Here is an 11885-nt window from a genome sequence, read left to right on the forward strand (position 1 = left end):
CGGCACCCGCGCCTACGTCACCAATTCCGACGACGACACGGTGTCCGTGATCAAGACGAACACGAACACGGTCGTCGCCACCGTCCCCGTCGGCGACTTCCCGTTCGGGGTGGCGGTGTCGCCGAACGGCACCCGCGCCTACGTCACCAATTCCGACGACGACACGGTGTCCGTGATCAAGACGAACACGAACACGGTCGTCGCCACCGTCCCCGTCGGCGATGTGCCCCAGGGGGTGGCGGTGTCGCGGGACGGCACCCGCGCCTACGTCATCAGCGCCGGCGACGACAACGTGTCCGTGATCAAAACGGCGACGAACACGGTCGTCGCCATCATCCCCGTCGGCGATGCGCCTCGAGAGGTGGCGGTGTCGCCGGACGGCACCCGCGCCTACGTCACCAACGCCAACGCCGACACGGTGTCCGTGATCAACACCGCCACCAACACCGTCGTGGCCACCGTCCCCGTCGACGACCTCCCGTTCGGGGTGGCGATCGGGGTCGTGCCTTGCCCAGGCCACGGCAAGCCGGGTCACGGGAAGCCCGACCACGGCAAGCCGGGTCACGGAAAGCCATGCCACGACCGGCCAACCACGGCCACCGCCGGCCCCCGGTAACCGCACACCGGCATGACGAACGCCCCGGCGCCGGCCGCCCACCCTCGGACCACCGACGCCGGGGCATCCCGTGACCACGCAACCCCACACCACGGCCCGCCGCCCAAAGCCTCCGCCGACCCTTCGCACCCGACCGGACCACCGATCAGACCGCGCTACGTGACTCACTTGCCTGAACGGCCGAACTTGCGCTGACCTGCACGTTCTCTTGACAACTCCAGATAACAGGCGCTGATCCGCCCTCGGCATCGACCGCAAGGCGCTGACGTTCCGCGGCACCGTTGCCCAAAGCAGGTCAGCGAGGGGCTCACCGAGAAGGCGACGCCGCCGTCATTTCCCATGAACATCCAGAGTGCCGATGATCACTGAACGCCGTCGGAACCCGCGAACAACCGCTGTCGGTTGAAGTGAACGAAGCCAAGTCACTCTTAGTGAGATCCTTACAGGGAGACGCAGTCCGGACCCCGGGTGATCGCAGAGTCCAGCCGAAAGTGATCGGCCGGGCAACCGTTCGTTCGGCATCAGCCGCGCCCAGGCGTACCGGCTGCTTGACGTCGCCCGCTCCCTCGCCGCGATCCACGGCGCCGTCACCGCTGGCCCCGGTCTGTCTCGCACGCGAGACACCGACCCGGGCGCCGCGGCCGCGCTCGACTACGGCCTGTCCCAGCGCGCCCTGATCGACGTCTCCAGCCGCAGCGGCGACGTCGCGGAGCTTTGAATCACCCGCCGCCTCGCCACGCTCGCCCACAGCGGCCTCCAGGCCCTCGATGAGCCGACCGTGCGCGCCGTGGTCCGCCAGGCCGTCCGCGACATCCGCACGGCACCGCCTCCGCCGCCCGCCGATCCGCCGACGGACCCGACCATCGCCGCGCTGCGCCGCGTCGTCGACGACCTCGCCGCCAGCACCCACGCGATCGGGGAGCTGATGCTCGAAGTCGCGCCGGCCTACCTCTCCGACACCGACGCCGCCGACGTCCTGGCGCTGCTGTGCGACCAGATCGGCGAACCCCTCGAACACGGCCTCGCCGCCCGCCGCTACGCGATGTCCGGCGACCGCCGCGCCCTGCACGGCTGTCCTCCGACACCGAAGTTGGACTGTTTGCCAATGAAGTTGGACTGGTCAGGCGGTAGTAGCGAGCTCCGCCTTCTTGCTCAGTAGGAGCGCTTTGCTCGACAGGAACCTGAGCGGGTCAGCCGGACCCGTCCGTAAGCACCCGGGAGAGTGGCGTCCCGCAGACGGCGCAGCCGTCCCGTTGAAGGCCCGGAGGGATGCCGGCGGCCGGCTGGGGCAGGGGTGACAGACGGCGATCGAGGCGTCGATTGATGTGGGCCCCCCGACAAACCCGCCGATAGTCCCGGCTTGCGGCCCGCTCACGAAACCGCAGACGGACCCCTGCACCCCAATAGGCCTATGAGAAGGAGCCCTTCCCCCGTAGAAGGCCGTCAACGGCCCGCCCGGATGCCTTTGGGAAGCCGGGCCCGAGCCCGCGCCGCCTCGGCGGCCGCCCCGGCCGGCAGGGCCGCCGCGGCATCGCTCAGGACGCCAGCCGTTCCGGGGAGCGGTGGGTGGAGCCGGCGGGCCCGACGACGCGTTCGGCCCCGCTGATCTCGGCCCACACCGCGTCGAGGGAGAGGCCGAGGACGTCGGCGATCGCCGCGATGGTCGGGAAGGCGGGGGTGGCCACGCGGCCTGTCTCGATCTTCCGGAGAGTCTCCGGCGAGACGCGTGCGGCGAGCGCGGTGTCGAGCATTGAACGCTCCCCTCTGGCCCGGCGCAGGAGGGCGCCGAGACGCTGTCCGCGTTCGATCTCTTCGGGAGTGAGCGGCAACCTGACCATAGTGCGAATTCTATACCGGTACAGTATGGCCGGTATAGTTATTGGTATCGCGAGGAGGACGCCGCATGATCGAGATCCTGAATCCCACCCTGCTGACCCGGGCGAGAGACACCGGCGCCCTGGTCGCCGACATCCTGCAGACGCTGAAGAGCCGCAGCACGATCGGCACGAACCTGTTGGACATCGACCGGTGGGCCAAAGACATGATCGTCGAGGCGGGAGCCACGTCCTGTTACGTTGACTACGCCCCGTCCTTCGGACGCGGCCCGTTCGGCCACTACATCTGCACCGCCGTCAACGACGCGGTCCTGCACGGGCGGCCGTACGACTATCCGCTCGCCAACGGTGACCTGCTGACGCTCGACCTCGCCGTCTCCCTGGGCGGAGTCGCCGCCGACGCCGCCATCAGTTTCACCGTGGGCGACGCGAAGCCCCCGGAGAGCGTCGCCCTGATCAGTGCGACCGAACGCGCGCTCGCCGCGGGGATCGCTGCCGCCGGGCCCGGGGCGCGGATCGGCGACATCGCCCATGCCATCGGCACGGCCCTCACCAAGGCGGGGTACTCGATCAACACCGAGTTCGGCGGTCACGGCATCGGCTCGACGATGCACCAGGACCCGCACGTCCCGAACACCGGACGGCCCGGCCGCGGCTACACACTGCGCCCCGGACTGCTGCTGGCTCTGGAGCCGTGGGTCATGGCGGACACCGCCCGACTCGTCACCGACGCCGACGGCTGGACCCTCCGCAGCGCCACCGGCTGCAGGACGGCACACAGCGAGCACACGATCGCCATCACCGACGACGGAGCGGAGATCCTCACCATGCCGAAGCAAGCGCGGGCGTGAGGCCGAGTGCCATCCTGCCGGCGCAGAACGGCTGCGAGGTGACCCCCACCACCTCCGGATCGCGGCCCATCAAGATCAGATGGTCCCGCTCCAGCCACTCGGCTTCGTCCCGGGCCAGGACATCGACCCCATCAGCTACGGCAAGCCGTACTTCGCGGGGCCCAACGGTCCTGGGGCCGACCGACCGTACGTCCTGCTCGTCGAAGCCCTCGCCCGAACCGGATTCGTGGGCGTTTCCAAGATCGCCATCAGGAGCCGGGAGCGCCTGGCGCTACTGCGTCCACGGCATGGAGTGCTCATTGTCCAGACCCTGCTCTGGGCCGACGAGCTGCGTGACCCCGGTGATCTCGCTCCGTCCGCGCCCGTCACAGACCGGGAGCTCGAACTCGCTGAGACGTTGATCGGATCACTGCCCGGCATCGAGGAGAGCGAGCTGCAGGATCAGTACGGGCACGCCCTGGAGCAACTGGTCACGGCAAAACTCAGCGGCGGCGAGCTGATCGAGCCCGTGGGGCCGGCGGCGCCGGTGGATCTGATGGCGGCGCTGGAGGAGAGCGTCCAGGCGGCCCGTGCGAGGCGAGGGAATTGAGCCCGTAGTGGCCCGGGAGTCAGTCCAGCGCCGCAGCGCCCTCGGACCCAACGCGGCGGATATCTGCATACAGCCTCGCCGTCACCCCAGGCTCGCCAGGGACACGGCGAACCCGGCCACCGCCCGACGTTGCCCAGCGCCGACCGAGCGCATCGATCGCGGCCTGGACGGTCTCTTCGTCCGCCGCGGCGAGATCGAGGACCAGCAGGCCCGGTTCCGAGACGTGAAGAGAGTCGATCTGTTCCATGACCGGGCCGACGCTCCGGCAATGGCAGACAGTTCGCCGGTGGTTGCAGTTTCACCCGTACGAGCACTCCGGATGAAACGGGCCCGTGGCCGCGACTCACAGCCACGGGCGAGAGGGTCCCCGAACCGTCGATCTCCTACGCGGAGGACGACGGAGACATGGGCGAGCACGGCCGCGACGTCGCTGAACCGGCGCGGCCGCCACTGACCGCCTCCCGCGCCCGCGAGGTGACGGCCGGGATCCGCGAGGACGACGTCCGGCGCTCCGTGGCGGTGCTCGTTGCCCGGGTCCGCGACGCCCACACCGCCCGTGTCTGGGTGCCGCTCAGCTACAGCACCTTCCCTGTTGGATCGACGTGTTGAAGCGGATCGAGGGTGGTGGGCCGAGGACGCATCCCGGCTACTGGGCGTCCCGACAACTCTCGCGGAGGGCAGCAGCTACCGGTGGTGCGGCGGGTGTGGTGGCGGGGGCGGGATCGTGGCGATGCCGGGCGCGGGTTCGGGCCACACCAGCAGGACGGGGCAGGGAGCGTGGTCGACGATGAAGCGGCTGGCGGGGCCGAGGCTGCGGGGGCCCAGGTGGGTGCGGTCGCCGTCGCGGGCGAGGATGAGCAGGTCGGCGCCTTCGGCGGCGGCGACGACTTCCCGCTCGACGCGGCCGCTGCGCTCCTGCCGGGTGCAGGGGCGGCCCAGGCGCTGCGCGGCGTCGGCGAGGAGCTGGTCGGCGGAGGCGGCGGCCAGGTGCTCCAGCCTTGTACCGGGGTTGCGTTCGTGGTGGCCGCGGCCGAGCAGTCCGGCGAACGCGCCGTGCGCCGCTCCGGGGATGTCGGCCGGGGTGACGTGGAGCAGGATGATGTGCGCGCCTTCGGGGGCGTGGGTGCGGGCGGCGTCTACGCAGGCGGGCCAGGTGCCCTCGACGGTCCAGACCACCACGGCCATGGGGGTCAGCCTCCTCCGATCGCGGTCAGTGAGACCCACAGTGCCAGCACCGCGGCGCCCAGGCTCGCCGGTACGGCATACAGGCCGAGCCGGGTGAACTCCTTCAGCTCCACCTCGGCGTCGTGGGCGTGCACGATGCGTCGCCACAGCAGGGTGGCCAGCGACCCGGCGTAGGTGAGGTTCGGGCCGATGTTCACCCCGAGCAGCACCGCGAGCACGGCGCCGGGCCCGGACGGGGCGGTCAGCGGCAGCAGCACCAGCACAGCGGGCAGGTTGTTGATCACGTTGGCCAGCACGGCGGCCAGCACGGCGATGCCCAGCAGCGCGGCAAGGCCGGTGCCGTCGGGGATCAGCCGGCCCAGGGCCGCATCGAGACCGTTGTCGACGACTGCGCGGACCACGATGCCCAGGGCCAGGACGAAGGCGAGGAACGGCACCGCGCCGGCGCGCAGGATGGCGGTGGGGGTGGTGCGGTGCTGGGCCAGAGCGCGGACCGCGAGGACGGCTGCGCCCGCGAACGCTGCCCAGGCGGGGTTGATCCCGAGCGCGGAGATAACCACGAAACCAGCCAGGGTGCACGCCACCGTGGCCAGGGCAAACACCGGCACCTCGCGCGGCGGCTGGGCGATGGCCGGGGCCGTGGCGCCGGCGTCCAGGTCGGTGGCGAAGAACCGGCGGAACACGACGTACTCAGCGGTGATGGCCACCAGCCAGGGCAGGGCCATCAGGGCGGCGAACCGGGTGAAGCTCAGCCCACTGGCCGCGAACGCCAGAAGGTTGGTCAGGTTCGAGACCGGGAGCAGCAGCGACGCGGTGTTCGACAGGTGGGTGCACGCGTACACGTGTGGTCGGGACCGGGCTCCCAGCCGAGCGGCGGTGGCGAACACCACCGGGGTCAGCAGCACGATGGTCGCGTCCAGGCTGAGCACCGCAGTGATCACCGAGGCCAGGGCGAACACCTGCACCAGGAGGCGGCGCGGCCGTCCCGCCGCGGTGCGGGCCATCCACGCCCCGCACGCGTGGAACAGTCCCTCGTCGTCGCACAACTGAGCCAGGACGAGCACGGCCGCCAGGAAGCCGATCACCGGCCCCAGCCGGGCAGCCTCGGCAGCCACGTGGTCCAGCGAGATCGCCCCGGTGGCAATGACGACACCGGCGGCCGGGACGGCGACGACTGCCTCCGGCCAGCCCCACGGGCGGATGACCGCGCACGCCAGCACCACCGCAAGAAGGACGGCGGAGAGAGCCTCCGCCAGCACAGTATTCACCGCTCCATATTCTCCGGCCCTGCGGTCGGCGACCGGGGCGGGTCGCTCAGCGTGGCCTCGCCGCCTGCCGACGAGACTCAAGCGCGGCGGAGACCAAGGCGTACTGCGCCGCGGAGTTCAGCCGTGCCCAGGCGTACCGGCTCCTGGACGTCGCCCGCGCCCTGGCCGCGATCCACGGCGCCGTCGCCGCCAGCACCGATCCGTCTCGCGAGACACCGCCGCGGCCGCGCTCGACTACGGCCTGTCCCAGCGGGCACTGATCGCCGTCTCCGGCCGTACGGGCGACGTCGCGGAGCTGATCACCCGTCGCCTCGCCACCGACGTGGTGGAGCCACCACCGAGCCCTGGGATATCACCAGACATCCCAGGGCTCCGTGGTGTGCAGTGCGCTGCGTCAGTTCAGCGCTGCTTCGCGTTCTTAAGGCGATCGAGGCTTTCGCGAAGACATACGGCGCCAAGTTCCCCAAGGCCGTCGCGAAGATCACCGACGACCGCGACGAGCTGCTGGCGTTTTACGACTTCCCGGCCGAGCACTGGATCCACCTGCGGACCACGAACCCCATCGAGTCGACCTTCTCCACCGTCAAGCTCCGCACCAAGGTCACCCGCGGCGCCGGCAGCCCCGCCGCAGCCCTCGCGATGGTGTTCAAACTCGTCGAGTCCGCCCAGGCCCGCTGGCGGGCGATCACCGGAGCCCACCTCGTGCGCACGGGCGCCCGGTTCGAGAGTGGCGTCCTGGTCGAAGGTTCGCGGGGCGCTGCCTGATCTTGTGGCGGCTGGCCGGGATAGGGCAATTACTCAGACAGGAGTGGGGCTGCCATGACAGAGGTCAGCCGGATTGTGCAGTCTCGCGCCGACGGAGCACGTCGTAGCCCACGAACTCGAACAGCCGGGTGCCGGTGTGCAGGGGTCGAGGCGTGCCGGTGAACCGGTGCACACCGACCCCGTAGCCAGCACCCGGTTCGGACAGCCACTGCAGTTCGAAACCCTGCTCGCCGAACCAATCGCAGATCATGGGCACTCGGTCGGGGGCGGCACGGTTGCGAGTCCAGATGACGCTGCCACCGGTCTTGCACAACTGGTTGCAGGCGCCGATGGTGCCCTCGATGTCGCTGTCGGTGATGTTTCCGAAGACACCGCAGACCAGAACGAGGTCCGCGGGGGTCATGTCCCGGTACTGGTCGATGAGGGAGGCGTCGCCCGTCACTACCTCGACCTGGTCCAGCTTTGCCAGGCGGGCCGTCTCCGAAGCCGCGGCGGTGTTGCAGGCGTCCAACTCGACAAGCCGCGCCCGCACCTCGTGGCGGCGCGGATGATCAGACAGGACGTGGAGGAGGTCACGACCGTCCCCGGCGCACAAGCTGATCACCTTCAGCGGCCCGGCCGGGGCATCGTCCAGGGCAGCCCGGGTCTGCGATTGAACGGTCCGCAGCCTCCGTGCCATCCAGGAGTCCGCTACGTCGTACTTGCCATGCCAGGCGTTCCAGTCCATTGCCGCACCCTACGGCTGACCACGAGCCGCAGACGATCCAATTTCGATCACCGCAGGGGCAGCCGTTGCAGCGGCGAAAAACGAGTCACAGCCCGTCAGATCGCGGCGGTCACGTCCTCCGTGATCGGGACAACCGTCGAGCGGCCATCCACAAGTCTTGACAATTACTCGCCCCAAGGCGGCGGATATCTGCATAGCGGTAGTGGTCGTCAGTGGCAGCACGGTGGTGTCGTGGGTGCAGCGCAGCATTTGCATGGGCCAGGCGGCACACGGCTGCTGCACGGATAGCAGGCCTGCCCCGGCCGGCCCCAACGCCGCTGCTCTGAGGGCAGCAGTACGGCAGTGGCGGCTGCATAACATCGCAGTTCCGTGATGTTCCACGCGAGATCTATGCACGGCTGCTGCATACAGCGCCAGCGCCCGTGCTGCTCGCTGCACGTTTCCCCTCCAGGGGAACGATGTACGCACTCGCCGGAGCAGCAGCCGGTTGTTTTGGAGAACCAGAACAACACGGTTCCCCTATCTCCTCGCCGCACAGCGCCACGGCCGATGGCGAGCCGAGGTGCTTGTCTTGTCCGTGAGCCCCGAACGGCTCCCTGGTGATCGAGAATGAGGTGTCATGCGAGGACATCCGAACCTGGTCTTGGTACACAGCCCGCTCGTAGGCGCTTTGACATGGCAATCAGTCGCGCGGCTGCTACGCGCGCGCGGGCACATGACGGTCGTGCCCTCCCTGGGAGGGGTGTTAGCGGATGCTGGACCGTACTACGCGAGGCTTGCCGTCACCGTCGCCGATGACATCGCTCGGCGAGCCGACGGGCGGATCGTTCTCGTCGGTCACAGCGGCGCCGGCGCTCTGCTGCCCGCGGTCGCTCATGCGACGGCGGCCACGGTCGTCGGCATGGTCTTCGTCGACGCATTGCTGCCGCATCCGGGCCGCGCCTGGTTCGACACAGTGCCTACCGAAATGCGGGATCAGCTGCGGAGGCTTACCAGGCAGGGAATGTTGCCGCCCTGGAACGAATGGTTCCCGCCAGGCACCATCGAGGAACTCCTGCCCGACCCCACTCTGCGGGGGCGCTTTTGCGAAGAACTCCCCCGTGTCCCCCTGGCCTACTTCGACGAGCCTGCTCCTGAATGCCCAGCTCCTCCTCCCGCTCACAGCGCCTACCTGCAACTGAGCAATGCGTACTCGGCTGAAGCCAGCCAGGCCGAGCGCGAAGGATGGCGCGTCAGGCGCCGCAGGGCCCATCATCTGGCCATACTCGCTGAACCGGAAGAGGTCAGCGCCACGCTGGAAGAACTGATTCAGGGCTTCGCGGCCTGATCACGCCTCGTAGCCGGACCGTTCAGCTCAGGCCGCCCTCGCTGCGCACCGCTGAGCTGCGGTTTCCCCCGGAGGGGAACGGTGTGCACCAGGTTGTCCAGCCCTGCTTGAACGAGTTGGCCCACCCTGTTTGGACAATTACGCCGCTGGCGACACACCACTAGCGTGCTCACCTGTGGGTTGGCCGTCTCCGACCGCACCGTCGAGATCGCGGAGTTGATCGCGCGCTCGCACACCGACCCGTCGCCCAGTCGGGATCACTTGCGCGCGGGTCCGGCCGCGTAGCTGCACGGTCAGGCCGGCCTGACCCTCGGCTGAGTTCCGTGGCGCTGCTGCCACCTTTTCGTGTCCGTGGTGCCTCGGTCCTGAGCATGGAAGCGGCGCTGCAACCGGGGGTACAGCGCCGTACGTTCAACGACCAGGGTCAGGCAACGCGGAGCTTCTTGCGGCGTTCGAGGGCGAGCTGTTCGCGGTAGTCCTCGACGGCCTGGTGGTACCGGGCGACGAAGTCCGGGTCGTCCAGCCGGTCGTCGACGTCCATGTCATCGATGGCGCGCTGCGCCGCGGCAGTCGACTCGTAGCCGGCGAGCATCGCGTTGATACGGTAGACGCCGTTGCGCTGCTTGGTGACCAGGCGAGCGAGTATCAGTTCGCGGAGGCCGGACGTGACGCTGGGGCGGCTCAGGCCCAGCAAGGCCGCCATCTGGTTCTGGCCCATCTCGACCCGGCCACCGGACTCGCTGCGAGAGCGCAGTGCGAACAGCACACGGTACGCAGTCTGAGGCAGGTCCAGGGCCGCAACGACCCCTTCGGCGTTGACCGGCGTGAACAACAGCATTCCCCTGCTCACTGTCCCTGCTCCTTCTCCGTCTGTGCATCGAACCGCTTGCGTCGGTCCCGACGCTTCGCGGCCCGCTCCTTGCGCAGTTCCTCGATTGCCTCGCGCATGTGCTGCAGCGATGGATAGCGCACCAGCTCCGGCAGACTTCCCGCCCGCAGCTCTTCCAATGCGTCCTGCTGATCGATCTGAACATACTCCGTGCGGCCTTCGACGCCACGGACCAGTTCGGCCGCGACGTACGAGTAAGGCGGGTTGAACTGGTAAACGCCGGGCCGCCGCTTCAGCACGATCCCGTGCTCCATGACGTCCTGGAGCGCCGGGTTCACCTTTTGCCGCGGCACGTCCAAAATGGCCGCCATGTCGTCCTGAGTGAGCGGAATCTGTCCGCCAGCCCGTTGCCCGGCGATCAGCAGCAGGATCAGCCGCAGGGGCAACGCCTCGCGGTAGTACTGCGCGATGACCAGCAGGAATTCCAGGCTCGCCATCGCGAAGGCGTTCGGCCGGTCGTCGCTGGAGTAGAACTCCAGCTTCTGGCGCTTGCGGCCGACGTTGATGTCCCGGTCGGGGTACTGCCGTGCCAGGTCATCCAGGTCCTTGATGCTGCGCAGGCGCGAGCCGAAAGCGGTCAACGGGTTGTCAGGATCGAGGCCGGGCTGACGCGCAGGCTTCGGGGCACGACGGCGACTCGACGAATCAGACACGGACGACTCTCCACACTTCAAGATCCCAGGCGACAGCAAGGTAGCAGTAGGTCAGCACTCCTGACCTACAGGTCGGCATTTCTGACCCCTGGCGCGTCGTGTGTCACCCCTGGGGTGACATCTCTCCCCGGGGGTTGGGATGAACAAGGCAGCGTTTCGTGCGGAACGCTGAAGGTGACACAGGAAGCGCGAGAGGTCAGGAATCCCGACCTCTTTGCGGGGTCTAAGGTCAGTTCTTCTGACCTTTCGGCCGCTCTGTGTCTACTCAGCGGGGACACCACGGGGTTCGAATGTCCCCGCTGAGGCGACACTGCGCCCCCACCCACAAGGCTGTGACCAGCAGAAACGCTGACTCTCTCCTATCTGATGTCCTCGGACACCGCGCGGGCCGGATCCCGTTGTGGCTGAGGCGGCTTCGCGTGCGGCGCCGCGCCCCAGTGCGAGTCGTGGACGGCAGCAGCGGCTCTGAGTCTCGGGTGGTGCCGACCGTGACGATCAAAAACCGGGAAGCGTGGCCGGTGCCGGTGGGCGGTTCCGCCGTCCGGCCCTGGGGGGGGCCGGACGGCTCCGGTACCTCCGCACGTTGAATTCAACCGGTCCCATATCTGAGCTTCCTTTCCGTGGCTGAGCCATTTCGGGCCGCGCAATGCTGAATTCAACCGGTAGTTTATTGGCCGGGCGGGGGTGGCGCGGCCAGGACCCAAACGCTACACAGTGCACGCGCCTGATGCATCATCCACAGCGCGTGTTCACCCTCGCGCATGACGTCCCATCGGATTCCGCCCCACGGTGGCGAGTTGGCGTGTATGCTGGCGGGGTATTAGTGAACGTGAGCGGGCAAGCTCGGGAGTGGGGAGGGGTCAGGGTGGAGCGCAGCGGAACCCGTCACTGCGGTGGGGGCCGGCACCCATGCGACCCGACGATCCGTCACGGTCGTTGCGGGGGTGGTGGCTGGGATTCCCAAGCCCTACACAGTCCCGCGCGTGATGCACCTCCCCCGTAGCCAGCCCCGGTGATCGCGCTTGCGCGGTCGCCTCCAATTCGCGCTTGCGCGAATTGCATTCCGTCCGGAATTCCGTTTACGGAATTCCATTCCAGCGCTTGCGCTGGAATTCGAATTGCGCTTGCGCAATTCGGCGCTCTATGCCCCGGCTTGCCGGGGCATATCCCGCTCCGCGGG

13 protein-coding genes and 1 pseudogene are annotated in these 11885 nt (G+C 68.7%); 7 read left to right on the top strand and 7 right to left on the bottom strand.

The annotated features are described in order from the left end of the window. Both ACZ7IB_RS46900 and ACZ7IB_RS46905 read left to right on the top strand, forming a co-directional pair. Positions 1–616 (top strand): beta-propeller fold lactonase family protein (locus tag ACZ7IB_RS46900; protein ID WP_470921331.1); only part of this gene is annotated, 616 nt, incomplete at its 5' end. 778 nt (positions 617–1394) lie between these two features. Further along, on the top strand, positions 1395–1775 hold the full coding sequence (locus ACZ7IB_RS46905; RefSeq protein WP_470921333.1) for a hypothetical protein: 381 nt from the start codon (positions 1395–1397) through the stop codon (positions 1773–1775). 376 nt (positions 1776–2151) lie between these two features. Here ACZ7IB_RS46905 and ACZ7IB_RS46910 read toward each other — a convergent pair whose 3' ends face one another. Further along, positions 2152–2454 carry a helix-turn-helix domain-containing protein gene (locus ACZ7IB_RS46910; RefSeq protein WP_266753008.1) on the bottom strand — a complete coding sequence of 101 codons (303 nt, stop codon included), beginning with the start codon at positions 2452–2454 and terminating at the stop codon, positions 2152–2154. A 65-nt stretch (positions 2455–2519) separates the two neighbouring features. Here ACZ7IB_RS46910 and map point away from each other — a divergent pair, with 65 nt between their 5' ends. Beyond that, a complete protein-coding gene (gene map, locus ACZ7IB_RS46915; RefSeq protein ID WP_470921334.1) occupies positions 2520–3302 on the top strand; it encodes a type I methionyl aminopeptidase in 783 nt (260 codons plus the stop codon). Between the two features lie 79 nt (positions 3303–3381). After that, positions 3382–3891: a Ku protein gene (locus tag ACZ7IB_RS46920; protein ID WP_470921335.1), complete on the top strand. Its 510-nt coding sequence runs from the start codon at positions 3382–3384 to the stop codon at positions 3889–3891. A gap of 19 nt (positions 3892–3910) precedes the next feature. Here ACZ7IB_RS46920 and ACZ7IB_RS46925 read toward each other — a convergent pair whose 3' ends face one another. After that, positions 3911–4138, bottom strand: a complete 228-nt coding sequence (locus ACZ7IB_RS46925) for a DUF6207 family protein (protein WP_470921337.1) — start codon at positions 4136–4138, stop codon at positions 3911–3913. Between the two features lie 158 nt (positions 4139–4296). On the opposite strand from ACZ7IB_RS46925, the gene ACZ7IB_RS46930 reads away from it, so the two are divergent. After that, on the top strand, positions 4297–4500 hold the full coding sequence (locus ACZ7IB_RS46930) for a hypothetical protein (RefSeq protein ID WP_470921338.1): 204 nt from the start codon (positions 4297–4299) through the stop codon (positions 4498–4500). A gap of 75 nt (positions 4501–4575) precedes the next feature. Here the strand turns inward: ACZ7IB_RS46930 and ACZ7IB_RS46935 are convergent, their stop codons facing one another. Both ACZ7IB_RS46935 and ACZ7IB_RS46940 read right to left on the bottom strand, forming a co-directional pair. Then, the gene (locus ACZ7IB_RS46935; protein ID WP_470921339.1) at positions 4576–5076 is read right to left on the bottom strand and encodes a universal stress protein; all 501 of its coding nucleotides are present in this window, start codon (positions 5074–5076) and stop codon (positions 4576–4578) included. A 5-nt stretch (positions 5077–5081) separates the two neighbouring features. Continuing rightward, a complete protein-coding gene (locus tag ACZ7IB_RS46940) occupies positions 5082–6344 on the bottom strand; it encodes an SLC13 family permease (protein ID WP_470921340.1) in 1263 nt (420 codons plus the stop codon). Between the two features lie 423 nt (positions 6345–6767). Between ACZ7IB_RS46940 and ACZ7IB_RS46945 the strand changes: the two are divergent. After that, a pseudogene (locus ACZ7IB_RS46945) lies at positions 6768–7109 on the top strand (transposase); the annotation flags it as partial. Positions 7110–7173: 64 nt separating this feature from the next. On the opposite strand, the gene ACZ7IB_RS46950 reads toward ACZ7IB_RS46945, so the two are convergent. Further along, the gene (locus tag ACZ7IB_RS46950; protein ID WP_470921341.1) at positions 7174–7836 is read right to left on the bottom strand and encodes a class I SAM-dependent methyltransferase; all 663 of its coding nucleotides are present in this window, start codon (positions 7834–7836) and stop codon (positions 7174–7176) included. A 619-nt stretch (positions 7837–8455) separates the two neighbouring features. On the opposite strand from ACZ7IB_RS46950, the gene ACZ7IB_RS46955 reads away from it, so the two are divergent. Continuing rightward, complete coding sequence (locus tag ACZ7IB_RS46955) at positions 8456–9163, top strand: alpha/beta fold hydrolase (RefSeq protein ID WP_470921343.1); 708 nt, start codon at positions 8456–8458, stop codon at positions 9161–9163. Between the two features lie 424 nt (positions 9164–9587). Here the strand turns inward: ACZ7IB_RS46955 and ACZ7IB_RS46960 are convergent, their stop codons facing one another. Together ACZ7IB_RS46960 and ACZ7IB_RS46965 are read right to left on the bottom strand one after the other, a co-directional pair. Next, the gene (locus ACZ7IB_RS46960; RefSeq protein WP_470921345.1) at positions 9588–10013 is read right to left on the bottom strand and encodes a MarR family transcriptional regulator; all 426 of its coding nucleotides are present in this window, start codon (positions 10011–10013) and stop codon (positions 9588–9590) included. Beyond that, positions 10010–10705: a hypothetical protein gene (locus ACZ7IB_RS46965; protein ID WP_470921347.1), complete on the bottom strand. Its 696-nt coding sequence runs from the start codon at positions 10703–10705 to the stop codon at positions 10010–10012. The genes ACZ7IB_RS46960 and ACZ7IB_RS46965 overlap by 4 nt, the downstream gene beginning before the upstream one ends. Positions 10706–11885: the final 1180 nt, after the last annotated feature.

The organism is Streptomyces sp. NPDC037301, from assembly GCF_055602785.1.

Coding starts and splice junctions, on each gene's coding strand:
- map (WP_470921334.1), top strand. CDS start 2,520: ATGATCGAGATCCTGAATCCCACCCTGCTGACCCGGGCGAGAGACACC.
- ACZ7IB_RS46935 (WP_470921339.1), bottom strand. CDS start 5,076: ATGGCCGTGGTGGTCTGGACCGTCGAGGGCACCTGGCCCGCCTGCGTA.
- ACZ7IB_RS46930 (WP_470921338.1), top strand. CDS start 4,297: ATGGGCGAGCACGGCCGCGACGTCGCTGAACCGGCGCGGCCGCCACTG.
- ACZ7IB_RS46950 (WP_470921341.1), bottom strand. CDS start 7,836: ATGGACTGGAACGCCTGGCATGGCAAGTACGACGTAGCGGACTCCTGG.
- ACZ7IB_RS46955 (WP_470921343.1), top strand. CDS start 8,456: ATGCGAGGACATCCGAACCTGGTCTTGGTACACAGCCCGCTCGTAGGC.
- ACZ7IB_RS46925 (WP_470921337.1), bottom strand. CDS start 4,138: ATGGAACAGATCGACTCTCTTCACGTCTCGGAACCGGGCCTGCTGGTC.
- ACZ7IB_RS46920 (WP_470921335.1), top strand. CDS start 3,382: ATGGTCCCGCTCCAGCCACTCGGCTTCGTCCCGGGCCAGGACATCGAC.
- ACZ7IB_RS46910 (WP_266753008.1), bottom strand. CDS start 2,454: ATGGTCAGGTTGCCGCTCACTCCCGAAGAGATCGAACGCGGACAGCGT.